19 protein-coding genes are annotated in these 25,362 nt (G+C 46.4%); 5 read left to right on the plus strand and 14 right to left on the minus strand.

The window, feature by feature from the left end:
- Nucleotides 1–133: 133 nt before the first annotated feature.
- A complete protein-coding gene (gene tgt / locus V9W66_RS03830) occupies nucleotides 134–1,285 on the minus strand; it encodes a tRNA guanosine(34) transglycosylase Tgt (RefSeq protein WP_015527155.1) in 1,152 nt (383 codons plus the stop codon).
- A 302-nt stretch (nucleotides 1,286–1,587) separates the two neighbouring features.
- On the opposite strand from tgt, the gene V9W66_RS03835 reads away from it, so the two are divergent.
- Nucleotides 1,588–5,829, plus strand: a complete 4,242-nt coding sequence (locus tag V9W66_RS03835) for a 2-hydroxyacyl-CoA dehydratase (protein ID WP_144092904.1) — start codon at nucleotides 1,588–1,590, stop codon at nucleotides 5,827–5,829.
- A 135-nt stretch (nucleotides 5,830–5,964) separates the two neighbouring features.
- Here the strand turns inward: V9W66_RS03835 and V9W66_RS03840 are convergent, their stop codons facing one another.
- Genes V9W66_RS03840 through V9W66_RS03850 form a run of 3 tightly spaced genes read right to left on the minus strand, consistent with a single transcriptional unit; the run spans nucleotide 5,965 to nucleotide 7,115 of the window.
- Entirely contained in the window at nucleotides 5,965–6,588 is a 624-nt protein-coding gene (locus V9W66_RS03840) for a manganese catalase family protein (protein WP_015527157.1), read from the minus strand.
- A gap of 3 nt (nucleotides 6,589–6,591) precedes the next feature.
- Nucleotides 6,592–6,870, minus strand: coding sequence for a spore coat protein CotJB (locus V9W66_RS03845; RefSeq protein ID WP_144093515.1), 279 nt, complete (start codon nucleotides 6,868–6,870; stop codon nucleotides 6,592–6,594).
- Nucleotides 6,870–7,115 (minus strand): spore coat associated protein CotJA, encoded by a 246-nt coding sequence (locus tag V9W66_RS03850; protein ID WP_015527159.1) that lies wholly within the window; start codon nucleotides 7,113–7,115, stop codon nucleotides 6,870–6,872. The genes V9W66_RS03845 and V9W66_RS03850 overlap by 1 nt, the downstream gene beginning before the upstream one ends.
- A 244-nt stretch (nucleotides 7,116–7,359) precedes the next feature.
- Between V9W66_RS03850 and trkA the strand changes: the two genes are divergently transcribed.
- Both trkA and V9W66_RS03860 read left to right on the plus strand, forming a co-directional pair.
- Entirely contained in the window at nucleotides 7,360–8,718 is a 1,359-nt protein-coding gene (trkA, locus tag V9W66_RS03855) for a Trk system potassium transporter TrkA (protein ID WP_144093511.1), read from the plus strand.
- Between the two features lie 12 nt (nucleotides 8,719–8,730).
- Entirely contained in the window at nucleotides 8,731–10,170 is a 1,440-nt protein-coding gene (locus V9W66_RS03860) for a TrkH family potassium uptake protein (protein WP_144093509.1), read from the plus strand.
- 182 nt (nucleotides 10,171–10,352) lie between these two features.
- Here the strand turns inward: V9W66_RS03860 and V9W66_RS03865 are convergent, their stop codons facing one another.
- Nucleotides 10,353–11,288 (minus strand): radical SAM protein, encoded by a 936-nt coding sequence (locus V9W66_RS03865; protein WP_243121625.1) that lies wholly within the window; start codon nucleotides 11,286–11,288, stop codon nucleotides 10,353–10,355.
- Between the two features lie 236 nt (nucleotides 11,289–11,524).
- Here V9W66_RS03865 and V9W66_RS03870 point away from each other — a divergent pair, with 236 nt between their 5' ends.
- A complete protein-coding gene (locus V9W66_RS03870; protein ID WP_144093507.1) occupies nucleotides 11,525–12,226 on the plus strand; it encodes a response regulator transcription factor in 702 nt (233 codons plus the stop codon).
- A 42-nt stretch (nucleotides 12,227–12,268) separates the two neighbouring features.
- Entirely contained in the window at nucleotides 12,269–14,953 is a 2,685-nt protein-coding gene (locus tag V9W66_RS03875; RefSeq protein ID WP_144100303.1) for a sensor histidine kinase, read from the plus strand.
- An 86-nt stretch (nucleotides 14,954–15,039) separates the two neighbouring features.
- Here V9W66_RS03875 and V9W66_RS03880 read toward each other — a convergent pair whose 3' ends face one another.
- The 9 genes from V9W66_RS03880 to V9W66_RS03920 all read right to left on the minus strand — a co-directional run bounded on the left by V9W66_RS03880 (nucleotide 15,040) and on the right by V9W66_RS03920 (nucleotide 25,293).
- Entirely contained in the window at nucleotides 15,040–15,534 is a 495-nt protein-coding gene (locus V9W66_RS03880; protein WP_015527165.1) for a deoxycytidylate deaminase, read from the minus strand.
- A 38-nt stretch (nucleotides 15,535–15,572) separates the two neighbouring features.
- Entirely contained in the window at nucleotides 15,573–16,001 is a 429-nt protein-coding gene (gene rpiB / locus V9W66_RS03885; RefSeq protein ID WP_144093503.1) for a ribose 5-phosphate isomerase B, read from the minus strand.
- Complete coding sequence (locus V9W66_RS03890; protein ID WP_144100301.1) at nucleotides 15,982–17,064, minus strand: L-threonylcarbamoyladenylate synthase; 1,083 nt, start codon at nucleotides 17,062–17,064, stop codon at nucleotides 15,982–15,984. Before V9W66_RS03890 ends, rpiB begins: the two co-directional genes overlap by 20 nt.
- 12 nt (nucleotides 17,065–17,076) lie before the next feature.
- Nucleotides 17,077–17,658 carry an HD domain-containing protein gene (locus V9W66_RS03895; protein ID WP_144092411.1) on the minus strand — a complete coding sequence of 194 codons (582 nt, stop codon included), beginning with the start codon at nucleotides 17,656–17,658 and terminating at the stop codon, nucleotides 17,077–17,079.
- Nucleotides 17,659–17,794: 136 nt separating this feature from the next.
- Nucleotides 17,795–20,053, minus strand: coding sequence for a DUF2298 domain-containing protein (locus tag V9W66_RS03900; RefSeq protein ID WP_144092409.1), 2,259 nt, complete (start codon nucleotides 20,051–20,053; stop codon nucleotides 17,795–17,797).
- A gap of 18 nt (nucleotides 20,054–20,071) precedes the next feature.
- Entirely contained in the window at nucleotides 20,072–20,782 is a 711-nt protein-coding gene (locus V9W66_RS03905) for a glycosyltransferase family 2 protein (RefSeq protein ID WP_144092407.1), read from the minus strand.
- Complete coding sequence (locus tag V9W66_RS03910; protein WP_144092405.1) at nucleotides 20,772–22,769, minus strand: hypothetical protein; 1,998 nt, start codon at nucleotides 22,767–22,769, stop codon at nucleotides 20,772–20,774. The genes V9W66_RS03905 and V9W66_RS03910 overlap by 11 nt, the downstream gene beginning before the upstream one ends.
- A 69-nt stretch (nucleotides 22,770–22,838) precedes the next feature.
- Nucleotides 22,839–23,561 carry an N-acetylmuramoyl-L-alanine amidase gene (locus tag V9W66_RS03915; protein ID WP_243121575.1) on the minus strand — a complete coding sequence of 241 codons (723 nt, stop codon included), beginning with the start codon at nucleotides 23,559–23,561 and terminating at the stop codon, nucleotides 22,839–22,841.
- Nucleotides 23,562–23,643: 82 nt separating this feature from the next.
- A complete protein-coding gene (locus V9W66_RS03920) occupies nucleotides 23,644–25,293 on the minus strand; it encodes a glycosyl hydrolase family 18 protein (protein WP_144092403.1) in 1,650 nt (549 codons plus the stop codon).
- Nucleotides 25,294–25,362 lie beyond the last annotated feature (69 nt).

Below are 25,362 nucleotides of genomic sequence, written 5' to 3' on the forward strand. Positions count from 1 at the left end.
AATAATCTGCGGTACCCCCGCCGTTACTGACCTCTAAAAGTGTCACTTCGTACTATCATACACAAAAACCAAAAAACCTTCAAGAGTTTTCTTATAAAATCAAAGTAATTTACACAAATTTTATAAATAAAACTTACCGGTTCCCGTTGATTCTGCCTTCCTCAAAGCCTTCCAGACGCATCTTCTTATAAGCCGCAAAATTCCCTGCATCCAGCGCATCCCGGATCTCTTCCATCATATGATTATAGAAATACAGATTATGCAGAACACAAAGCCTCATGCCAAGCATCTCCTTCGCCTTCAGAAGATGACGGATATACGCTCTGCTGTAATGACGGCAGGTCGGGCACTGGCACTCCTCATCGATCGGTTTGGAATCCAGCTCATACTTTGCATTAAAAAGATTCATCTTGCCATGGTTGGTATACACGTGACCATGACGGCCGTTACGGCTGGGATATACACAGTCAAAAAAGTCAATACCACGCTCAACCCCCTCCAGGATATTGGCCGGGGTACCAACCCCCATAAGATACGTCGGCTTGTTCTGCGGCAAATGCGGAACCACCTCATCCAGGATCCGGTACATCTCCTCATGACTTTCACCAACTGCAAGGCCGCCCACTGCATAGCCGTCCAGATCCATCTCCGCGATAGCCTGGGCATGCTCAATACGGATATCTTCATAAACAGCCCCCTGGTTAATGCCAAAAAGAAGCTGGTTCTTGTTAATGGTATCCGGCAGACTGTTCAGACGAGCCATCTCATCCTTGCATCTTTTAAGCCAGCGTGTTGTACGCGCTACCGATTTCTGTACATAATCCCTGTCTGCCACACTGCTTGGGCACTCATCAAAGGCCATTGCAATGGTAGAGGCCAGATTTGACTGGATCTGCATGCTCTGCTCCGGTCCCATAAAAATCTTATGACCATCGATATGAGAGTTAAAATACACGCCCTCTTCCTTGATCTTACGAAGCTTCGCCAGCGAAAACACCTGGAATCCGCCGGAATCGGTAAGGATTGGTCTGTCCCAGTTCATAAATTCATGAAGACCTCCCAGCTGCTTTACCACCTTGTCGCCAGGGCGCACATGAAGATGATAGGTATTGGACAGCTCTACCTGTGTACCGATCTCATGAAGATCCACAGTGGAAACTGCGCCTTTAATTGCTGCAATTGTTCCTACATTCATAAAAACAGGAGTCTGGATCGTTCCATGGACCGTCTTAAACTCGCCCCTTTTCGCTCTTCCTTCTGTTGTGATCAGTTTATATTCTGCCATTTCATTTCCCTTCTAAAAACATTTTAAAGTTGTCTCTGCCCGGCATCTGCGTCGCAGATACAGCCATAACCAGCTGCCGATGCAAATAACTTTCAAAACTTTTAGTCAATATCATAACACATTTTTTTCTTTACGGCTACTGATTGTTAAACTTTTACATTGCCATTTTTTAAACGATATCGTATAATATAAAATATTCGCTTAAAAATCCTTTATAATAAGAAGAAACAACTCCCATCTGACAGAAATGTCAGAGTCGGGCAACCCCTATATAGATACAACGAGGAGGAAATCAATTTTTTATGAAGAAACACACACTTGGAATTGACATTGGTTCCACCACTGTTAAGATTGCGATCTTAGACGAAAACGATACGCTTATATTCTCCGACTATGAGAGACATTTTGCAAATATCCAGGAAACCCTTGCAGATCTTCTTCAGAAAGCTGAGGATCAGCTTGGTGAACTGACACTCTGTCCGGTCATTACAGGTTCCGGCGGACTGACACTTGCCAATCATCTGGAAGTACCTTTTGTACAGGAGGTTATCGCCGTATCCACTTCCCTGCAGAAGCTGGCACCAAAGACGGATGTTGCTATCGAGCTTGGAGGCGAGGATGCCAAGATCATCTATTTCGAAAACGGAAATGTAGAGCAGCGTATGAATGGCATCTGTGCCGGCGGTACCGGTTCCTTCATTGACCAGATGGCATCTCTGCTCCAGACCGATGCACCAGGTCTTAATGAATACGCCAAACATTACAAGGCACTTTATCCCATTGCGGCACGCTGCGGTGTTTTCGCAAAAACAGATATCCAGCCACTGATCAACGACGGAGCAACTAAGGAAGACCTTTCTGCCTCCATTTTCCAGGCAGTTGTCAACCAGACCATTTCCGGTCTTGCCTGCGGTAAACCGATCCGCGGACACGTTGCCTTCCTTGGCGGGCCTCTTCACTTCCTTTCTGAGCTGAAGACTGCTTTTATCCGAACCCTGAAGCTGGATGATGAACATATTATCGCACCGGACAACTCTCATCTGTTCGCAGCCATCGGCTCCGCCCTGAATGCAAAGCAGGATGTTACCGTTTCCCTGACTGAACTGAAGGAACGCATGCGGACCACCATCAAGCTGGATTTTGAGGTAGAACGTATGGAGCCGCTTTTTGCCACAGAGGACGACTACCAGGCTTTCCATGACCGTCAGAGTGCCTACAGGGTAAAAACCGGAGATCTTTCCACCTATAAGGGAAAATGCTTCCTGGGGATCGACGCCGGCTCTACCACAACAAAAACCGCGCTGGTAAGCGAAGACGGAACTCTTCTTTATTCCTTCTACAGCAGTAACAACGGAAACCCGCTGAAAACCACCATCAACTCCATCAAGGAGATTTACAGCCTTCTTCCGGAAGATGCAGAAATTGCTTTTTCCTGCTCCACCGGTTACGGCGAAGCCCTGATCAAAGCAGCACTTCTTCTTGACGAAGGTGAAGTCGAAACCGTTTCCCATTATTACGCAGCTGCTTTCTTTGATCCTGAAGTAGACTGCATCCTGGATATCGGCGGTCAGGATATGAAATGTATCAAGATCCGTAACCAGACTGTTGACAGTGTACAGCTCAACGAAGCATGTTCCTCAGGCTGCGGTTCCTTTATCGAAACCTTTGCAAAATCTCTGAACTACACAGTACAGGACTTTGCAAAAGCAGCTCTTTTTGCAAAACATCCCATTGATCTTGGAACACGCTGTACTGTATTTATGAATTCCAAAGTTAAGCAGGCCCAGAAGGAAGGCGCTGAGGTTTCCGATATCTCCGCTGGTCTTGCCTACTCCGTTATCAAAAACGCCCTCTACAAGGTTATCAAGGTTTCCGATGCTTCCGAGCTTGGCAGGCATATCGTTGTACAGGGTGGTACCTTCTATAATGACGCAGTTCTCCGCAGCTTTGAGAAGATTGCCAACTGCCAGGCCATCCGCCCGGATATCGCCGGGATCATGGGTGCCTTCGGTGCTGCTCTGATCGCAAGGGAGCGCTATCAGAAGGGTAAAAAAACCTCCATGCTTTCCATCGATCAGATCAACAGCCTCCAGTACACCACCTCCATGGCAAACTGCCGCGGATGTACCAACAACTGCCGTCTGACCATCAACAAATTCTCCGGCGGCCGTAAATACATCAGTGGGAACCGCTGTGAGCGCGGACTTGGAAAGGAAAAGAACAAGGATCATATCCCGAACCTTTTCGATTACAAATATAAGAGGCTCTTTTCCTATGAACCACTTTCCGCAGATAAGGCTACCCGTGGACAGGTTGGTATCCCACGTGTTCTGAATATGTTTGAAAATTACCCGTTCTGGTATACCTTCTTTACAGAGCTGAAATACCAGGTGGTACTTTCTCCTACTTCCACACGTAAGATCTACGAGCTGGGTATCGAATCCATCCCAAGTGAATCCGAATGCTACCCGGCCAAGCTTGCTCACGGACATGTCACATGGCTGATCCGTAACGGTGTGAAATTTATCTTCTACCCATGCATCCCTTACGAACGCAACGAGTTCCCGGATGCGGTCAACCATTATAACTGCCCGATCGTTACTTCCTATGCGGAAAATATCAAGAACAATGTGGACGAGCTCAGTGATCCATCCATCACTTTCCGCAACCCGTTCCTGGCATTTACTTCCGAGGATATCCTGACAAACCGCCTTGTGGAAGAATTCCAGGATATTCCTGCCGCCGAGGTCAAAGCTGCTGCCCATAAGGCCTGGGAAGAACTTGCAGCCGTACATACGGATATCCAGAAAAAGGGTGAAGAAACCCTGCAGTACCTGAAAGAAACCGGCCGCCGCGGAATCGTTCTTGCAGGCCGTCCATACCATATTGATCCGGAAATCCACCACGGTATCCCGGATATGATCAACAGCTACGGAATCGCCGTATTTACCGAAGACTCCGTTGCACACCTTGGACATCTGGAGCGTCCCATCCGTGTCAACGACCAGTGGATGTATCACTCCCGTCTCTACTCTGCCGCAAATTTTGTAAAAACAAGAGAGGATCTGGATCTGATCCAGCTGAATTCCTTCGGATGCGGACTTGATGCCGTTACCACCGATGAGGTTTATGAGATCCTGGATGGAAGTGACAAGATCTACACCTGCCTGAAGATCGATGAGGTCAACAACCTGGGTGCGGCAAGGATCCGTATCCGTTCCCTGATCGCCGCTATCCGTGCAAAACAGGCACAGAATAAAAAAAGGAACATCAAGCCGGCTTCCATTGAGAAGATATCCTTTACCAAGCAGATGCGTAAGGAGTACACCATTCTCTGCCCGCAGATGTCTCCATTCCACTTCGGAATCTTTGAGGCTGCTTTTAAGGCATCCGGCTATAACCTGGAAGTCCTCCCCAACGACAACAAGCATGCTGTTGATGTGGGGCTTAAATATGTAAACAACGATGCCTGCTATCCGTCCCTGATGGTTGTGGGACAGATCATGGATGCTCTTCTTTCCGGCAAATATGACCTGAACAAAACTGCAGTCATCATGTCTCAGACAGGCGGCGGCTGCCGTGCCTCCAACTATATCGCATTCATCCGCCGTGCTCTGAAAAAAGCCGGCATGGAACAGATTCCGGTTATCTCCCTCAACTTAAGCGGACTGGAGAGCAACCCTGGCTTTAAGCTGACACTACCGCTGATCAAGCGTATCGTTTACGGTGCCGTATTCGGTGATATCCTGATGAAATGCGTATATCGCATGCGTCCTTACGAGCTGGAAAAGGGTATCGTAAACCGTAAGCACAAGATCTGGGAGCAGCGCGTCATTGCCTTCGTAACAGGCAGCAGCGTCAGCCATGGTACCTTCAAAAAAATGTGCCGTGAGATGGTCCATGATTTTGATACGATCCCGATCTCCGATGAGAAAAAGCCTCGCGTTGGTATCGTAGGTGAGATCCTTGTCAAGTTCCTGCCTGCTGCCAACAACCACCTGGCAGATCTTCTGGAGGCTGAAGGGGCAGAATCGGTTGTTCCGGATCTTATCGACTTTATCTGCTACTGCTTCTACAACCAGAACTTCAAGGTTGAAAAGCTTGGATTCAAGAAATCCAAGGCAACCATCGCAAATCTTGGCCTCAGAGCCATCGACTGGCTGAGAAAAACAGCAAATGAGGCCCTGGAGCAGAGCCGCCACTTTACACCGGCCGCAGATATCCGTGATCTTGCAAAAATGGCTGCGCCCATCGTTTCTGCCGGAAATCAGACCGGTGAAGGATGGTTCCTGACCGGAGAGATGATGGAACTCATCCACGGCGGTGTCCCGAACATCGTCTGCATCCAGCCTTTTGGATGTCTGCCGAACCACATCGTAGGAAAAGGTGTCATCAAGGAAGTTCGCCGTGAGCATCCGGAAGCCAACATTGTTGCCATCGACTACGATCCAGGTGCCAGCGAAGTAAATCAGCTGAACAGGATCAAGCTTATGCTTTCCACAGCACAGAAGAATCTGCATAAAGACGATAAAAAAGACGCATAACAAGAAATGCAGGTTACAAACATCTTTTTCCCAAAAAACAAATTCAAAGCTGCACAGCCGCAGGATCCCTGCCGGCTGTGCAGCTCTTTTTATTTCAGATATGATTCCTGTCAGACAGATTTTTTCTCTGATCCATCACTCTTCACAGGAGGCTTTGCACGGAGCATCAAAGCTCGGGTTAAAGGCATAGAAATTTTTGGCATCCAGCTGCTCCTGCACGGATCTCAGTGCTTCACCGAAACGCTGGAAATGAACCACCTCTCTTGCCCGAAGGAAACGGATGGGATCTGCAACCTCCGGGATATTTTTCACCACCCGGAGGATATTATCGTAGGTGGAGCGTGCCTTCTGTTCTGCTGCCAGATCTTCAAACAGATCCGTGATCGGATCACCCTTACTCTGGAATTCGCAGGCATTAAAGGGCACTCCACCTGCAGCCTGCGGCCAGATTCCCACCGTGTGGTCAATATAATACGGCCCAAGCCCGCTGTTCTCGATTTCTTCCATAGAAAGATCCTTTGTCAGCTGATGGACAATGGTGGACACGATTTCCAAATGTGCCAGTTCTTCTGTTCCCACATCATTGAGCACTGCCGCGACCATCCGGTTCGGTGCGGTAAAACGCTGGGAAAGATACCGCATGGAAGCTCCTATTTCTCCGTCCGGCCCGCCATACTGGCTGGATATAAACTGTGCCAGCTTTGCGTTGGGCGTCTTGATATTTACAGGATACTGGAGTCTTTTTTCATAATTCCACATACCTTATCTGCACCCTCCTTCCTGTTCCCATGGAAACGGCTGTTCCATCCACTGCCATGACTTAAGATCGCTGTCGTTTCCGGTATCAATGGTCAGCGGTCCATAAAATTTTGCATATTTTTCCAGGAGCTCATTTCTTCTGACTGAAAGCTCACTGTAATATTCAAGAGCTCTTTTTTCTTTTGGATGCGTATCCAGAAAAAGGAGAAGATCGTCAATGGCAAAGCTTACCTGGTCAATAAACTGCAGCAGTTCTTTTTTGGAAGTACAATTTCCGGACATCATCGACTTCCTCCTCTCCTGCCGCAGAACGGCTTGCAAAGCTCAGGGAAAATAGTTCCGACCTGAAGAGCTTTTTTCAGCTCAAAGGTAGGCGCAAATTCCTGGTATGGCACATACGCCATTGCAGGAACCTGTTTTGCCATATCAGAAAATGATCGATCCGTCCGGCCTGCCATCCCGCTATTCATCCCACAGGTATACTGATATGGCCGGCAGCCCGAACGATTCATCTGAAATCGGTCCATAATCGAAATCCTTTCATTCATGATCACGCTATATTTTATGACCGTTTTTTAAACTTGTGAAAACAGGAATGTTCACTTTCCTTCACATATATCTATCTTTCTGCCATTTTTTTCTATATATACAGGAAAATATTACTGTTTAAAAATCAGATATACAGTGCTATAATATCCTTGCCTATCTTTACACGGATGGGCGCTTTTACTTATGATTTGTAGCCCTGACCGGCTATTGAAGGAGGAAATTATGCAGGTAATTATTGTAGGCTGCGGAAAAGTCGGTAGAAATCTTGCAGAGCAGCTTCAGGCAGAGGATATTGATATCACTCTTGTCGACGTTATTGCCGACAAGATCGATGATCTCTGCGAAAATATCGACGCCATGGGAATCGTCGGTAATGGTGCCAGCATCAATACTTTAATGGAGGCAGGCGTTGATACTGCAGATATCCTGATCGCTGTTACCGCTTCTGACGAGCTGAACCTTCTCTGCTGTCTGATCGCGCAGAAGGCCAACCACTGTCAGACCATCGCCCGCGTCCGTAACCCCATTTATGAAAAAGAAATCGGATTCATCAAAGAACGTCTTGGTGTTACCATGATCATTAACCCGGAGTTTGCCGCTGCCCAGGAAATTTCACGGCTTCTTCGTTTTCCATCTGCGATCAAGATCGACACCTTTGCACGTGGCCGTGTAGAACTTCTCAAGTTTAAAGTTCTCCCGGAATTCAAGCTGGATGGAATGAGCGTTTCCCAGATCTCAGATGCTTTCCGAAGTGATATTCTGGTCTGCGCGATTGAAAGCCGTGACAATGTATCCATTCCTGGTGGTGATCACATTATACACGACGGAGATATGGTTTCCATTCTGGCCTCTCCGCTTAATGCAGCGGCATTTTTCCGTAAGATCGGTCTCAAGACCAATCAGGTCAAAAACTGTATCATCGTAGGTGGCGGAACCATTTCCTATTATCTTGCCCATGCACTTCTGGATATGAAGATCGGTGTCAAGATCATCGAGCAGAACAAAAACCGCTGCGAGCACTTAAGCGAACTGCTTCCGGATGCAACTATCATCAATGGTGACGGAACGAACCGTTCTCTTCTTCTCGAAGAAGGACTTTCCGAGTCCGAATCCTTTGTCACACTGACGAATCTGGATGAGGAGAATGTGTTTCTTGCCCTCTTTGCCAAAAGCATCTCCGATGCCAAGCTGGTTGCCAAGGTCAACCGTCTGGAATTTGATGATGTCATCGACTCCCTGGATATCGGAAGTGTCATCTACCCGAAAAATATCACTGCTGATTATATCCTGCAGTATGTCCGCGCCACTCAGAACAGCATCGGCAGCAATGTAGAAACTCTTTATCATATTCTGGATGGCAATGCAGAAGCACTGGAATTTGCGATCCGTGAGGAATCTGCCGTAACTTATATCCCTCTTGCAGAGCTGAATCTCCGCAAGAATCTTCTGTTGGGATGCCTGAACCGCAACGGCCGCATCCGCATTCCCCGTGGTCAGGATATGATCCAGGTGGGAGATACCGTGATCATCGTAACCACTCACAAGGGGCTTCGCGACATCACAGATATACTTGAAAAATAGAGGTACTGACAAATGAATTATTCGATTATTATTTATATCCTGGGATGGATCATGAATGTGGAGGCTGTCTGTATGCTGGTTCCCGGCATCACCGCCCTTATCTACCGCGAAAAATCCGGTATTGCCTTCCTGATCACGATCCTGGCATGTCTGGCCATCGGTGTTCCTCTGGTCAGCCGCAAGCCCTCCAAAAAAGCATTCTACGCCCGTGAAGGTCTTGTTACCACTGCCTTAAGCTGGATCGTTCTCAGTATTGTCGGTGCTGTGCCTTTTGTACTCAGCGGAGCTATACCCGATCCGATCGATGCTTTTTTTGAGATCGTTTCCGGTTTTACCACAACCGGTTCCAGTATCCTTTCTGATCCGACACAGATGCCTTACTGCATCAACATCTGGAGATGCTTTTCCCACTGGATCGGCGGTATGGGGGTTCTGGTATTTATCCTGACACTGCTGCCCCTGGCAGGTGGCTATCATATGAACCTTATGAAGGCAGAAAGCCCCGGTCCTTCCGTAGGAAAGCTTCTTCCAAAAGTCCAGTCAACTGCCAAGATCCTGTACAAGATCTACATTGCGCTCACTGTTGCACTGATCATCCTCCTGGTTCTTGGAGGGATGCCTCTTTACGACAGTCTCTGTGCAGCATTTGGAACTGCCGGAACCGGTGGGTTCGGAATCAAACCCGACAGTATGGGAAGTTACAGCTTATATATTCAGATCGTCATCACTATCTTTATGATCCTGTTTGGCGTTAACTTCAATGTCTATTTTCTTCTTCTCACCAGGAAGTTTTCTCAGGCATTGAAATCTGAAGAGGTCCGCTGCTACTTCTTTGTGATCATCGCTTCTGCCCTGATGATCACTTTCAACGTCCGGCATCTGTTTGACAATGTGTGGGAAGCACTTCAACAGGCATTTTTCCAGGTTGGTTCTATTATCACTACCACCGGTTATGCCACTACGGATTTTAACCAGTGGCCTGCGGTATCCAGGACGATCCTGGTACTGCTTACCTTCTGTGGTGCCTGTGCCGGCAGTACAGGCGGCGGAATCAAGATTTCCCGTCTTCTGCTTCTTGCAAAATCCGTCCGCAAGGAACTGCATCTTTATCTGCATCCCAATGCAGTAAAAAAGATCAAAATGGACGGAAAAGCGGTGTCTCACGAAGTTATGCGTGCCACCAATATTTATATGATCGTTTATCTGATGATCATGGCTGCATCTATCTTTATCATCAGTTTTGATGAATTTGATCTTGTAACAAATTTCACAGCCGTAGTCACCACTTTAAACAATGTGGGTCCCGGTCTTTCCCTGATCGGTCCTACAGGAAACTTCGGGATCTTTTCTCCGCTGTCCAAGCTGGTCCTTTCTTTCGATATGCTGGCCGGCCGACTGGAGCTATTTCCGATCCTGATCCTTTTCCTTCGTGAAACCTGGAAGAAATTCTGATAAATATTCGTCATATTTTGCTATGTTTATGGCATAAATTGTTCTTTTCACATTTATTTCAAATGTTAGACACACTTTCTTCACATTTTTACTGTATATTGTAGACCATAGAAGGTGATGAACTTTCTATAATATTTTTCTTTTTCATACGCGCCGGTACGAAAGTACCGGCCTCCTTCCATTTATGGAGTATTTTTTTCCACTCCCTCATAATCGAAATCCGGAATAAAGCTTTCTGAAGCAGTTTCTCCTTCTTGGATAAATCCATTCTGAATCCCCATATCCACAGCAGCATCCAGAACTTTTTCATACTCTCTTTTTGTAACTTTCCGGTTTAATTCCTTAAATTCCACAAATTTTCTCACCGGCGTATACTGATTCATAATACTGATATAAATATCTTCCCCATAGGTTTCATGAAGATACCTCAGAGCCTTTATGGAATTTCCTGTATGTCCCGGCAGGATCAGATGACGGACAATGGTTCCTTTCCGGATGTATCCATCCTCTCCAAACTCACATTTCCCGGTCTGACGCACCATCTCTCCAATTGCAGCCTTTGCAGCCTGCACATAATCCGGCGCATAAGAAAATTTCTGTGCAAGCTCCGGATTCAGATATTTCAGATCCGGAAGATAAATGTCCACATATCCTTCCAGAAGCTTCAGGGTTTCTGTTTTTTCATACCCGCTGGAATTATACACCACCGGAATATCCAGCCCCTTCCTCCGGGCCATATCCAGGGCCTCTATGATCTGTGGTACATAGTGTGCCCCTGTTACCAGATTGATGTTTGCAGCTCCTTTTTCCTTCAGTTCCAGAAAAATCTCTCCAAGCCGTTCCACACTTACAGCCCGTCCCCTGCTCCCCATAGCAATATCATGATTCTGGCAGAAACAGCAGCGCAGCCCGCACCCGGAAAAGAACACTGCCCCGGAGCCTTTTGTTCCGGAGATACAGGGTTCCTCCCACATATGAAGTGCAGCCCTTGCCAGATAAATTCTCTCATCCATGCCACAGAAGCCTTTTTTCCCTGCACCCCGGTCTGCCAGGCATTCTCTTGGGCAAAGAGCACAAGCTGACATAATTTCTTCCGTACAGTGCGCGCTCCCTGCCATACTGCTGATTTTATTTTCATTCTCCACTTTCACTTTTCTCCTGATTTTTCTTCCATTATCGTTATTTTCTGTTATCTAGTACCAGTTTAGCACATCACGTCTGCTGCCAACAAGGCTTTCTCTGTTTACACTATATCCTTAATATAGTACAATGGATTTCATGGAATCTTAAGAATTTACCCCTTTCGTCTTAATTTCCGACTGCTATTCTAATAACATCAGGGAGGTACAAAAAAGTGGCTAACATACTTGTTTGCGATGACGACAAAGACATCGTGGAAGCTATCGAAATCTATCTTACGCAGGAAGGCTATCACATTCTGAAAGCCTATGACGGACAGGAAGCACTGGATATCCTGAACAGCGAAACTGTAGATCTGCTGATCATCGATGTGATGATGCCCCATCTCGACGGGATCCGGGCAACGGTCAAGATCCGGGAAAGCAATCCTCTGCCCATCATCATCCTGTCCGCAAAATCTGAAGACACGGACAAAATCCTGGGCCTTAACATCGGTGCAGATGACTATATCACCAAACCTTTCAATCCTCTGGAGCTGATCGCCAGGGTAAAATCCCAGCTGCGCCGGTACACACAGCTTGGCTCCGCTGCACCGGCAGCATCAGAACACATCTACACAACCGGAGGTCTTACGGTAAACGATGACAAAAAAGAGGTGCTGGTAGATGGAGAAGCGGTACGGATGACGCCCATCGAATATAATATCCTGCTTCTTCTCATGAAAAATCCCGGACGTGTTTTTTCCACCACACAAATCTACGAGAGCATCTGGAATGAAGATGCTCTGGCCGCGGATAACACGGTAGCTGTCCACGTCCGTCACATTCGCGAAAAGATTGAGATCAACCCCAGGGATCCCCGCTATCTGAAAGTTGTCTGGGGCCTGGGCTATAAAATCGAAAGACTGAGCCGGTGAGCCAGCCGGCCATGAAGTATCTGTACTTCAGAAAGGGGTATTATGAATAAAAATAAACATACGGAAAAAAAACGTTCATTTATGCGCATTCCTGCTCTTGTCCTTGCCCTTATCCTGCCTCTGATCATGGTCTTTTCAGCGGCACTGGTGATCCAGGCAGGTATGCAGATGGACTCTGCCGAGGATCTTAAAACAAAGGATTATTTCCAGACCTCTGCTTTTGCTGACAGCTTTTACTCAAAAGCTTCCACAATCCTGTCCGGAATTTCAGCCAAGGAAATCCTGGATAAAACAAACGAAGATGCATACATTGATCTCGAAGAGCTTTATAACGGAGATTCTCTCTCCTTCAAAAACACCTCCGGACTAGCCTATTCCTTCAATGATCTTAAGGAATGGAGCTCACAGACCATCCATTCCAATGATGACTGGATCGTCCTGGGCCTTACCACCCCGGAGGGTGAAACAAAATATATGTACTATTCCGATTTCAAAAAGGCTCTGGAAGACGGAACCCTGCAGCTAAATGCCAACTCCGGTGCCCTGAAATACGAGGGAATTTCCCAGAAAGACTGGACTGAGCGTATTCTTTCCTCTCTGAGCGCCGAATATGCAGACGGCGGCATACAGTCACAGGAACCTCTGAAAAACATCACAGACAAAAACGGAAACGTGGTTTACACAGATGTGGCAAATATGCTCACTCCGATCCTTGAAATCCCCTGTGCACCGGAAGGTTACGACAGTCTCCTGGATTACATGAATTCCACTTCATCCAAAACCAGGAATTTCAAAGGGAACCTGAACGATGCCTTTGAGCAGCTGGATAATGCCCGGGATCTTTTTTCCAGCTGGACAGAAGCTGCTCAGACACTGGATGAGTACAGCAGTGGTAATTCCAATATCCATTATGCCTATACGGATAACACCTCACAGAAAATCTTCACAAATACAGATGCAGCCTATACTTCCGACCTGACTGATATTTCCGGTTTTTCAGACAAAAAGCCTTACGTGTTCCTAAGTGTCAACGAAGCTGCCACAGATGAGAAAAATGCCCGGAATGGTCTTATGAATCTGAACCTTTCCGCTGCTGCAAACTCTTCTGTAGGAAGCTGGATCGATCTCCTTCGAAACTCCACATACGATGAAAACTGCAGTTTTCTTGCCTGGATCGATGATACCAGCCTTCCTGTACAGGATTCCATTAAAACTGACAGACAGCATTTCCTGACTTACCGTACTTTATTTATCCCGGCTGCTGTGATCACCATGATCAGTTTTCTGCTCTTTATCATAGATTTTATCTGGCTTACTGTCCACACCGGAAGAAGAAATTCCGATAGCAGTAATACAGACACGGCTCAGCCAGAACTGAACTTTTTTGACAGGATCTATACGGAAGCAGCAGCCGGACTTGTGTGTATCCCGGCACTTGTTGTATTGACCGCAGGACTTAGCATGCAAGCTTCCACCTATAACCTTGTCTCCTCCCTGATCATCCTGGGTATCACGATTCTCCTGATCACGTGCCTGTTCTGGATCGGCTATTTAAGCCTGATCCGCAGGATCAAAGCGCACACCCTGTGGAAAAACAGCCTGCTTCGCAAATGTCTGAAGCTTCCCCGTCTGTGTCTTTGTAAAGCCGGTAAACTGATCGATTTTTTCTCCAGGAATACCATAAGCAGAATACGTATGGTAGTGGGACTTGGCGTATTTCTATTCCTTGAATTTTTCTTCAGTGCCCTGCTCGCGGCATCTGATGGATGGTTCCTGATGTTTTTGCTTCTATTTCTTCTGGATCTGGGCGCGCTTTTCTGCGTCTACAAAATTGCTCTTGGGCGGGAACTCCTCCTTGATGGTCTGAAACGTATCACCGATGGAGAGCTCACTTACAAGATCCCGGAAAAGGAACTCCGTGGTGATCAGAAGGCAATGGCACAGTATATCAACCGCATTGGTGACGGGCTGGACGCTGCCGTGGAAAAAAGCCTCAAAGATGAGCGTATGAAAACCGAATTGATCACCAATGTCTCCCATGATCTGAAAACGCCGCTGACTTCCATCATCAATTACATTGATCTGCTGAAAAGGCTGAACCTCAAAGATCCGGAAGCACTGAAATATCTTGAGATCCTGGACTCAAAGGCACATCGTCTGAAAAGTCTGACCGAAGATGTAGTGGAAGCTTCCAAAGCCAGTAGCGGAAATCTTTCTCTGGAAATGACGGAACTGAACTTTGTGGAAATGCTTTACCAGGTGATGGGTGAATTCGAAGAACGGATGGAAAACAGACATCTGACCCTGATGACACATCTGCCTGATTCTCCTGCCATGATCTATGCCGATGGCAGACGGATGTGGCGTATCCTTGAAAATCTTTTCGGCAATATTCTGAAATATGCCATGGAGAACACAAGGGTCTATGCAGAAGTTCTTCTGGAAAAAGATCAAGTCATCTTTACCCTGAAAAATATTTCCGCACAGCCTCTGAACATTCCGGCTGAAGAACTGACCGAACGTTTCATCCGCGGCGATGTTGCCAGAAATACAGAAGGCAGCGGACTTGGATTATCCATCGCACAGAGCCTTACCCAGCTTCAAGGTGGCACCTTTAAACTTTATCTGGACGGTGACCTTTTCAAAGTCTGCTTAATTTTTCCACAGAAGATCTCTCCCACAGCCTTATCCGCACCGGAAGATCCTCATTCCGAAGCACATTCTTAACCATTCATAAAAAACAGCAGCGGAAGCCCTGATGATATGATGAATCAGGAGCCAGGCTGCTGTTTTTCTCTTATTTTTGTTCTCTTTTACACTTTAATGGTGATCTCACGGTCTGTCCGGTTATATTTATAATACCGGACTCCGGCTGCATCCAGCATTTTTTTGGATGCGATCACCGACGGAGTATCTGCATATTTATCACAGTCGTATACGATAGTCCTGATCCCTGCCTGGATAATAGCCTTGGCACATTCGTTGCAGGGAAACAGGGACACATAAAGCTTGGCACCTTCCAGACTTCCTCCCCGGTAGTTCAGGATGGCATTGAGCTCACTGTGTGTCACATAAAGATATTTGGTATCCAGCGGATCTCCTTCTCTTCCCCAGGGAAACTCATCATCGGAGCATCCCTTTGGAAATCCATTGTACCCCATTGACAGGATCTTGTTATCTTCACTTACGATACAGGCACCAACCTGTGAATGCGGATCCTTGGAACGCATACCGGAAAGCATGGCAACACCCATAAAATACTCATCCCAGGAAAGATATCCCTGTCGTTTCTGTCCTTTTTTATCCATACAGAATCCTCTTTTTCTATTGGTTTCTTACTGATCGATCAATCCTCGATCATGTTGATCCTTCTGATATGACGCTCATCCCCGGAAAAAGGTGTATCCAGGAATGTATCCACGATCTTCAGAGCAAGCCCCGGTCCTACTACACGACCGCCCATGGCCAGAATGTTGGCATCGTTATGAAGTCTTGTTGCCTCTGCAGTAAAGCAATCTGTACAAAGTGCAGCACGGATTCCCTTGAATTTATTAGCAGTGATGGAAATTCCGATACCTGTTCCGCAGATCAGGATTCCTTTCTCACACTCACCGTCCACGATCGCCTGGGCTACTTTCTTTCCATAAACAGGATAGTCTACAGATTCCGGACCAGTGCATCCAAAATCTTTGTACTCCAGTCCTCTCTCTTCCAGATGCTTCTTTACCTCCTGCATCAGCTCATAGCCGCCATGATCACATCCCAGTGCTATCATTTTCTTTCTCCTCCTCAACGTTGATAATTTTATGACCAGCCGCTTTCAGTAAGCGGTTCATGATCGCCTGTCCCATTCTTGGTGTAAAAAATGCCTCTGAATAAATGGCACTTACATTACAGCTGTCAAAATCACGCAGGACCTCGTACAGATGATGCGCGATGGTTTCTTCCTGCTCCCGGCTTCCGATACTCTTTACGATTCCATGTGAATATCGGCCTTTTGTTTCATCTGTTGCGATGATCCCCACCGTCAGTCCCTTCTCCTCAGCCTCTCCGGCTCTTTTTTCGATCTCCGCGATCACACCCTCTGTGGGTCCCTCCACAATGGCAAGATCTGCCTTTGGTGCATAATGACGGTATTTCATTCCCGGTGCTTTTGGATGGACCTTGCTGTCCGGTTTGATCAGCCCCTTATCCATCCTTACATCTCCAAGTGTTTCCCGGAGCATTTCCAGGGAAATATATCCCGGCCGCAGGACTACCGGTATGTTTTCTGTAAAATCTACGATCGTAGATTCCAGACCGATATTTACCTGTCCTCCATCAATGATCATATCAATGGCTTCTCCCAGATCCTCTGCCACATGTCCCGCTGTCGTAGGACTTGGTCTTCCGGAAGTATTGGCACTTGGCGCTGCCACATATCCGCCAGCCGCAAGGATCAGCTCCTGTGCGATAGGATCACTTGGAAAACGTACTGCCACACTGTCCAGTCCTCCGGTTGTTTCCTTTGGCACGATATCTGCCCTGGGAAGGATCATTGTCAGCGGACCCGGCCAGTATTTCTCAGCCAGTACTCTGGCTTTTTCAGGAACCTCCGTAACGATCTTATCCAGGTCACGGATATCTGCGATATGTACGATCAGCGGATTGTCCGAAGGTCTTCCCTTGGCTGCATAGATCTTCATCGATGCTTTCGGATCCAGGGCATTTCCTCCAAGACCGTATACAGTCTCTGTGGGAAATGCCACAAGCCCGCCGTTTTTCAGGATCTCGCCACCTCTGGCAATTGCCTTTCTGTCTATATTCTCCGCTGTCATAACTGCTATTTCTGCTTTCATTTTACGCTCCATTTACTGTCTGATATAAATCCCCTGCTCTTCAATAAAATCTTCCAGGTCCTGAAGGGCCTCCTGTGCCCAGGTTTCGGATTTCTGAAAAATCTCCGGAAAAAACATGTCTTTTACTATTTTTTTACCTGTTTCTGTTTTAAAGATCTTCTCTGCACTTTTCTTTATATGTTCTTTATCCAGTCCATCTTCAAAATAATTAACCAGAAAATCAGCTTCCACAAGGATCTGATAATCCAGCCCGTCAATATCCTTATAGGTATGATGATGTCCTACCAGATATTCCACTCTGCGGATCACCCTCTCCTGAAAGCCCAGTGCGGTAAGCATCTCTCTGGCAGCTGCCGGACCTTCTGCTTCCTGCGTCTTTCCATCAGAGCGTCCGTATTTTTCCATACCGACTTTGATCCCGATATCATGAACGAGAGCCGCAGCTTCCAGAACATACATCGTATCTTCATCCAGGCCCTCACTCTGGCCGATCAGCCTTGAAAGATCATGCACCTTCACAAAATGCTGGATATGCTTCGGATCCCCCTGATAATAATGGATCATTTCCATATAAAGTCTGTCGATTCTGTTCATAATATCCTCCTCTCTGCTGCCATCCTGCAACTGTCACTTTTTTCTGTATACTGCTCAGCAGAAATCTCCTGCTGAGCATATCCGTTAACAGATAGCTACATAATAGTTACATTATAGCGTTATTATGGAAAAAATGTCAATCCTGCTCCACTTTCACAATGTAGGTTCCTGACATATCATCTTCAAAGACAATGCTTCCCAGACTCTGAAGAACACTGTCATTAAGCCCTGTTCCGTATTTTTCTTTTTCCTGTCCTCCTACAAAGATATAGGAAATATCATAACGGCTGATCAGTTTTTTTACCGTCTCTGCATCTGTAGCTGTATAAATAGTCTGGATGTCCGCACTTTTTTCATTGAGGTCAGGTACATTATTTCTCCAGAGCCATTCATGCACATACCATCCCAGTACGGTCGGAAGCCCCGTAGATGCAGAAACTCTCTCATATCCGGTATAGCTGTCCCCGTTAGCCTCGAGCACCACAGGAGAGCCCTTGATATTCTGCTTCAGCCAGCGGATCGCCGACGCATCCTGAGGAAAATCCTGCTCAAGAAATGTAGTTGCATCCAGTCCCTGATACTCCGAAACCTTCCAGACATCCCCAAACCAGGAATGCACGGCATTTCCGAAATAGCCCACGGTCCAGAGCAGTACAAAAAGCCCCACACCTGAAAGGATCCGGATGATCTTCTGTCTGGATATCACCAGCATACGATAAATCCCATATCCCATTGTCATTCCGAAAAGTATATATGCCTGATACGTCAGCTTGAACATAGTATTGGCTCTGGCATTTCCATTTTCATAAATATCCCGCACATATACAAGCTCCGGGATCAAAACCAGTCCGATTGCACATAAGCCCATGATCACTGCAAAAAGATCCGGAACTGTGATCGCCTCCAGCAGCCTGTAAAGACTTTTATGCTTCAGTCCCTTCATTTTTTCTGTGATGACAGACAGGATCAGCAAAACAGTGAGGAGCACCGGAAGTCCCCAGAGGATCAGAAGCTGATACCACAGTGAATGATGCTGTGCCAGTGCCACCCCCTGTACCATCGTATCAAATTTCAATGTAAAGGGCAGGATCACCAGATAAGAGAGACCTATGATCTCCACTGCCTGTACGATCGTCACTGCCAGGATCCTGATTATCTTTCCCTCAAATCGTATGATATTTGCGATCAGGACAACTCCACCGGTCACTACAAAATAGATCACAAAATCCCAGTAATTGGTCCACTGGAACATGCCAAGAAAAACTGACGCCAGAAGGATATGCGGCATCAGAAGCTGTCTCAGCCAGAAAACACTGCGTTCCTGTTTTTCAGGCTCAGGCCCTCTTTTCCGGATCATTTTCAGCCATGCATAGAGCATTCCCACCAGAAATGTCACAAACATCACATTTACCACATGGGCATGAAGATCTCCCAGAACAAAGGAATAGCATGGGAATTCATGTATGGTCTTATCACTGTCATTCACCGGATTATACCCTATGTAACGAGTTGCATCCGGGAACCAGTAGCTGGCTGTTTCTGCCACTCCCTGTATCTTCCGGATCAGCGGCAGTACACAACGGTAGACGATATAATGTACATTTCCCGCGATAGATACTGCAATACCTGCAGTAACTCCTGCCAGTGGAGGAATATATTCCTTCTTTCCATCCAGTCGTCCATACAGCCTGTCCTTCGTCATCTGACGGACCAGGGAAAACGGATACACAAAGGCAAACGCTGCCACAAAGGTACGCATCAGATTATAAGTCACTTCCACTCTGCTTCCTGTAAGCTTCGTAAGAAACACTGCAAAATACTGCCCGCCATAGTAATAATTGATGGTTCCCTGTGAATACCAGAGATCACGTGCAGGAAGAGTTTTGCTCCGCATCATGGCCTCCATGAAGCCATAATCCATAAATTTCTCTGTTCCATATGCCTGTGGCCGGAATCCTGCCAGATAAGTCCACAGCAGAAAGATCCCAAAAAACAGAAGCTCCTCCCGAAAGATCAGCTGCATCTTTCCTGACGGATAACATTCAATGCCATGCTTCAGCTGAACATGAAAAATTACAGCACATAAAATGCCAACAGACACAGATACTCCTACACACACTGCTGCTGTAAAAGAAAGGATTCCCACCGCTACCAGAAGCCAGGTGAGAAATCCGGTAACCGCAATGGCAAGTACCTTTGAAAAAAGCCATCCCCGGTCTTCAAAACCACCAAAAAGCCTTCCTGTGACCGGCATTGCCACCATTCCCATGAACAGTGCAAGCAGCCACCAGGTCCAGAATGTCCATACATCTCCTCCCAGGAGATACGCAGAAAGTACTGTCAGGAGCACTGCTGCAGTCAGCTCCGGAAATAATTCTCTGATCTTTTTTTTCATCCTTCTGTTCCTCCTGTATCAGATCCTGCCCCGCAGACGGATAAAGTCCGCAAATGCCTGTCTTCCGATCTTTATGATCCGTTTCATGTTGATAGAATTTTTTCCGGCCTGTCTCGGTCGGAATGTGATGGGGATATATTCCACATAAAGATGATGTTTTTCATAGATCACGGTCATCAGCACATTGGAAAGGAAAAATCCGCCTGGGATACGCTTCAGTACTTTGGCGAGCTGTTTTCCATCCATCAGCCGATATGGCGTATTTGCATCTTTTACCCAGGTTCCAAAAATAAGGAAAAGCACAAGCCGCAGTATTCTTGTCACAAAAATCCTGGAAAGCCCATCCTCTCTCTTCTTCCGGTAACCGATAAGAAGCCCGCACTTTTGACGTTTTTCCCAGAACTGCCAGAATTCCTCCGGAAGTGTCTGGCCGTCTGAATCCGTCTGAAAAATATAATCGGCACCTTTTTCTACTGCGTAACGATATCCCCTGAGTATTGTTCCTCCATGTCCTTCATTCGGTTTATCGATTCCTATAAGACGGTCATAATTTTTCTGATAATTCTGTATTTTTTTGTAGGTAGCATCTTTGCTGCCATCATTCAGGATCACCAGGCGGCTGTCCCCGCCGATCCTCTCCACTACCGGATACCATTGCTCGATCACGGTCCCGATATTTTTTTCTTCATTATATGCCGGCATAATGATATATAAGCTGTCATGTTTCATAGATTCTTATTCTCCCATCCTCTGAGGTATACACCAGTGGATATGTCTCCCTGATGATATCCTCACGACATTCCTGCTGTTCAAATTCCATATCCTCCTCAAACAGGATATATGTGATCTTTTCCTGTTTTACGGTAGCTTTCAGTAGCTCTGGATCATCCGTGGTATATATGAGCACTGCCTGGCCGGCACGATAGCCCGTATCGTACCCTGCAGACCATGCATAATAAGGCCATCCGCAATACAGCATGGCACCGGACATGGTGACCTCGTTCATGGTATATTCCGGTGTCAGCAGAAGATCATTTTTCTTAAGATTTGCACTGAGCCAGTCCGTCAGGCTGCTTTCCATATTTACAGTCATCCTGTGTGCGGAATCGTTGTCTCTTAAGATGATCACGTAATCATAGATCCCCGTTGCACTAAGACAGATACAAAGGACCGCTGCCGCTGCGCGACCGGCCCATTTCTTCCAGCTGTTTTTCCCTGCAAGGAAAACACATCTTACGATCCATCCCCAGAAAACTGTCACAAAGGCATAGGAAATCATCACATATTTATGATTGACATTGATGTCCGGAGTCAGAGATACCAGAAATGCAAATGCCATTGGAAGCAAACAGCCCATCAGCACTGCCCGCTGACCTCTCTTCAGAAATACTGCTGCCACGATCATTCCCACAAAGAAAAATCCACTGATCTCCACCAGATACCAGAGTACACCGGAAATGCTTTTATTGTCTGCCAGAAAGCCCCAGTAAAAGGATGGACTCATAACACTTCCCGACACAAAGATCTTCGACTGCAGTTCCGAAAAAAGCACCGCCAGTCCGGCACAGATCACATAATCCAGCTTACCGTCAGAAAACACTGCCAGTCCGGCAAGGATCAGAAGTCCGCCGATCAGCGCAGCTCCGTTCCAGAAGGCAGTTAATCCCAGAAACAGTCCCAGAAGTATCGCCGTATCCACATTTCTGCAGATCCAGGCTTTTTTTGTAAAAAAACGGTTACGGACCCACAAAAATCCCTGCTCCTTGTGACTGCATCCGGCTTCCACCCAATCCATAAAGGTCCATACCGCTACAGCTGCCATCAGAAGGCCGAAAGCCAGATGACGCTGGTTCAGATATACATTGAAATTCCATAATCCCCAGTTTTCATTGGTAGTATAACCGATAAACGCCGTATTTTCTTCCAGAGTCCGTACAAGGTCCCCCGCCTGAAGATGTTCCCACAGATAACGCCAGAACGCTGTTCCGCTGCGGAAAAAAAAGAAAACAATGGCAGCTGCCCCGGCCCAGAAGCTTTTGAACATCCGGTAGCTGATCCCGTAAAGCACCATAAGAAATCCCGCCAGAGACAGGATACTTACCAGATTATATCCCAGATCAAGACGAAGGCCCAGATACTCCAGATTTCCTACAAGGAACTGGAACATAAAATGATATTTCACATCCTGCCCGCCATAATGCGGATACTGGGTAGGAAAATTATTTCCCCTTGAAAAAGATCGCATCATTGCCGTGTGGGGTGCATAATCTCCGTATACCGAAAAGCCGGAGTACAGAATGCCGTCTTTCATATGGAAAACATAAAACATCATCCAGATCACAAAAACTGTCAAAATGCCAAAAAGCAGAAGCTCTTTTTTCAGGATCCATTTTCTGCTGATCATCCGTTCGGATATCACAAACATTTTTTGCTGTTTTTTCTTTTTCCACCGGAAGATTCCCGAAAGCAGCAAGATATCTACCAGAAATACGATCAGATTTCCATAAAAAAGAGGATGCTCCGCCCCCGCGCATATGCTGAACATCCAGGAAAGAATATAGACTGCCCAGGTCAGCATCAGGATTCCCATCCCAAACGCTGCCGGCAGGACCACCCATATCCTGTTTCCTCTTTCAGTTGTTTGACGCGGAAACAGACATCCTGCCATTTCCATTCCTGTTAACATACATAATATAAGATAAATGATTCCAAGCATAGGATTCTCCTTAATTCACGTAAAGTATAGCAGAATCACCTTCCTATGAAAAGGCTATTCACATTTTTTTCAATTATTTTCGTTTTCCTTCTGTTTTTTCAGATATGTAACGATTCCATCAGCCACAGCCTCTGCTACCTTTCTCTGATACTTCTCTGTCTGAAGCAGGGCGGCTTCCTCCGGATTTGTAAGAAATCCACATTCTACGATATTGATCACCCCCGGACTTCTCTTCAGAAGATAATAGGTTCTGTTTTCTTTTGCCACCCGCGGCCGTGCAATGGAAAGCTTCCGGTTCATGTTTTCCTGGATCGCAAGTGCCAGTTCTTTTCCGCCTTCCGAATCCTCATAATAAAATACCTGCGGACCTTTTACTCCGGGGTCACTGTAGCTGTTCTGGTGGATACTCACAGAAAGCACCGGTTCATATTTCCGGATCTGTTCAATACGATTCTGCAGATCCTGTGCTTTCATATTTTTTGTACCATTTTCATAAAGACCTTTATCTTCTTCCCGGGTCATTACTACGGCAAGGCCTTTTTTTTCCAGGATCGTTTTTAGCTTCATGGCAATATCCAGATTGATTCCTTTTTCCTTCAGTCCACCGATTCCCACCATTCCGGAATCCACACCGCCATGACCGGCATCCACCAGGATCACCTGATCTGCTTTTATATTTCCGGATACATCTATAAGTCTGCCTGCAGTTTCTGCCGCTTCCCATGACAGAATATAAAAACAGACCAGCATAAGAACTGCCATTGCCAATTCTATGAAATGTTTTTTCAACACAAAACACCCCCGGCATATTTATTTTAATATATGTTGCCGGGAGTGTTTTTAGCATTGTGAAGATCACAATGTTTTCTTCTGTTTATGACAGGTTTTCTGTGATCACGCTCCAGATCCCGCTGTTCTCGAATCCAAGCTTCCACTCTGCCACACCTGCCAGTTTGTATTTTTTGATCAGTTTAACCTTTTCCGCAATAGACTTAGAGTCCTCCAGCCAGATCTGGTATGTGGCACCGTCCCCTTCATAGGTTCCGTAATTCTGACTTGTCTTCTTGTCCCAGTAAGTTTCTGCTCCGTTATCACTGATCGTCTGCTGTGCCTGATCCATACCGATGGCCTCACTTGTCAGTGCACCGCCATCTGTAGTCTTCCAGAGCCTTGTGTAGAACGGGATCGCAAGGATCGTCCGTTGAGCCGGTACTTCTGAAAGCGTATCCTTAACACCCTGTTCTACCCATGGCAAAGATGCCACGGAACCTGCGTCGGAGCCTACGTAATGCTCATCATAGCCCATAATGATCACATAATCTACAACCTTGCCCTGCTCCGCACGGTCATAATGACTGGTAAAATCTTCCGGAACCGGATTATCTACAGACAGTACCAAATTATTGGCGTGACACTGGATAGAAAGCTCTCTTAAAAACTGAAGGAAATGGATTCCTACTCCTTCGCTCAAAGATTCAAAATCAACATTGATTCCATCCATTCCTGCTTTCAGTGCATAAGTGATCAGCCGATTCTCCAGATTCTGCCTTGAACTGGTTTTTGAAAGAACTTCTTTGGTATTCATGTTCTCATTAAAATTATCCACCAGTCCCCATACCTTCAGTCCTTTTTCATGTGCCTGCATCACATACTCCCCAGATGCAAGGCTTGAAATATTTCCGGAGTTATCTGTTACAGAAAACCAGGTTGGAGAGATCACATTCACGCCTGTCATATTCTGTACCGCATCTGCGAAATAGCTGTTTGCATCTGTGCTGGTAACCTGGTGCCATACCAGGTTCACCGGCTCATCCATAGTAAGATATGTATAGGACTCTGTCTTAAAATCCCGTTTATAATCCGTTGTGTCCACAGCACTTACTTTTTTCTTCTGCACATAACCGATGTAACCGTCATCGGTTGCCACCTGATCCCACTCCTCACCTTCATTCATCAGCCGGAGAACTGTATTCTTCGCCAGCTTGGAAAGGATCGGCGCCTTGATCCCGCCCCGGTAACGGACCACGGTATCCTTCTTTGTGGTCACTGTCTCCACATTGGTAAATTTGTACTGTATCGCAACCCTTGCAGGATCCTGCTCTATATAAGAATCGATATCTGTATACTTTTTTACATAATCCAGTTTCAGATAAACCGTGTCATCCTTCAGCCACACGTTTCCGTCTGCCTTATCTGAAGCCGGTTCCTCTGTGAGCCTGGATGGTGTTGCATACAGTATCTTCTTGTTTTCGCTATCCCAGTAATATCTCTGATTCAAATATCCGTTCACTACATCCAGCGGAAGATATACATCTTCTCCTGAGATAAGTGCCTTCTCTTCCAGTTTCTCAGTTCCAAGTATCAACGCAGCCTCACCGTCTGCATTCTGGCCGTAGTATTCTGTCAGATCCATCTGTTTCCTGCTTGGTATAAGCTTATTAATCCCGTAAACAGCCCCTCCGGCAAGAGCGACCAGAACGATCAGCAGACCTACCACAAAGACCGGTATGTGTTTTTTTGTCATGTTTTTTTCCTTTCGGTATAAAATGTTATAATTTGTTCCATTATAACATATCTTGTCTACATTTCGTTA

The sequence above is a fragment of the Blautia massiliensis (ex Durand et al. 2017) genome (assembly GCF_051861785.1).
Lineage (GTDB): Bacteria > Bacillota > Clostridia > Lachnospirales > Lachnospiraceae > Blautia_A > Blautia_A luti_A.

Coding starts and splice junctions, on each gene's coding strand:
- tgt (WP_015527155.1), bottom strand. CDS start 1,285: ATGGCAGAATATAAACTGATCACAACAGAAGGAAGAGCGAAAAGGGGC.
- V9W66_RS03835 (WP_144092904.1), top strand. CDS start 1,588: ATGAAGAAACACACACTTGGAATTGACATTGGTTCCACCACTGTTAAG.
- V9W66_RS03840 (WP_015527157.1), bottom strand. CDS start 6,588: ATGTGGAATTATGAAAAAAGACTCCAGTATCCTGTAAATATCAAGACG.
- V9W66_RS03845 (WP_144093515.1), bottom strand. CDS start 6,870: ATGTCCGGAAATTGTACTTCCAAAAAAGAACTGCTGCAGTTTATTGAC.
- V9W66_RS03850 (WP_015527159.1), bottom strand. CDS start 7,115: ATGGACCGATTTCAGATGAATCGTTCGGGCTGCCGGCCATATCAGTAT.
- trkA (WP_144093511.1), top strand. CDS start 7,360: ATGCAGGTAATTATTGTAGGCTGCGGAAAAGTCGGTAGAAATCTTGCA.
- V9W66_RS03860 (WP_144093509.1), top strand. CDS start 8,731: ATGAATTATTCGATTATTATTTATATCCTGGGATGGATCATGAATGTG.
- V9W66_RS03865 (WP_243121625.1), bottom strand. CDS start 11,288: ATGGCAGGGAGCGCGCACTGTACGGAAGAAATTATGTCAGCTTGTGCT.
- V9W66_RS03875 (WP_144100303.1), top strand. CDS start 12,269: ATGAATAAAAATAAACATACGGAAAAAAAACGTTCATTTATGCGCATT.
- V9W66_RS03880 (WP_015527165.1), bottom strand. CDS start 15,534: ATGGATAAAAAAGGACAGAAACGACAGGGATATCTTTCCTGGGATGAG.
- rpiB (WP_144093503.1), bottom strand. CDS start 16,001: ATGATAGCACTGGGATGTGATCATGGCGGCTATGAGCTGATGCAGGAG.
- V9W66_RS03890 (WP_144100301.1), bottom strand. CDS start 17,064: ATGAAAGCAGAAATAGCAGTTATGACAGCGGAGAATATAGACAGAAAG.
- V9W66_RS03895 (WP_144092411.1), bottom strand. CDS start 17,658: ATGAACAGAATCGACAGACTTTATATGGAAATGATCCATTATTATCAG.
- V9W66_RS03900 (WP_144092409.1), bottom strand. CDS start 20,053: ATGAAAAAAAAGATCAGAGAATTATTTCCGGAGCTGACTGCAGCAGTG.
- V9W66_RS03905 (WP_144092407.1), bottom strand. CDS start 20,782: ATGAAACATGACAGCTTATATATCATTATGCCGGCATATAATGAAGAA.
- V9W66_RS03910 (WP_144092405.1), bottom strand. CDS start 22,769: ATGCTTGGAATCATTTATCTTATATTATGTATGTTAACAGGAATGGAA.
- V9W66_RS03920 (WP_144092403.1), bottom strand. CDS start 25,293: ATGACAAAAAAACACATACCGGTCTTTGTGGTAGGTCTGCTGATCGTT.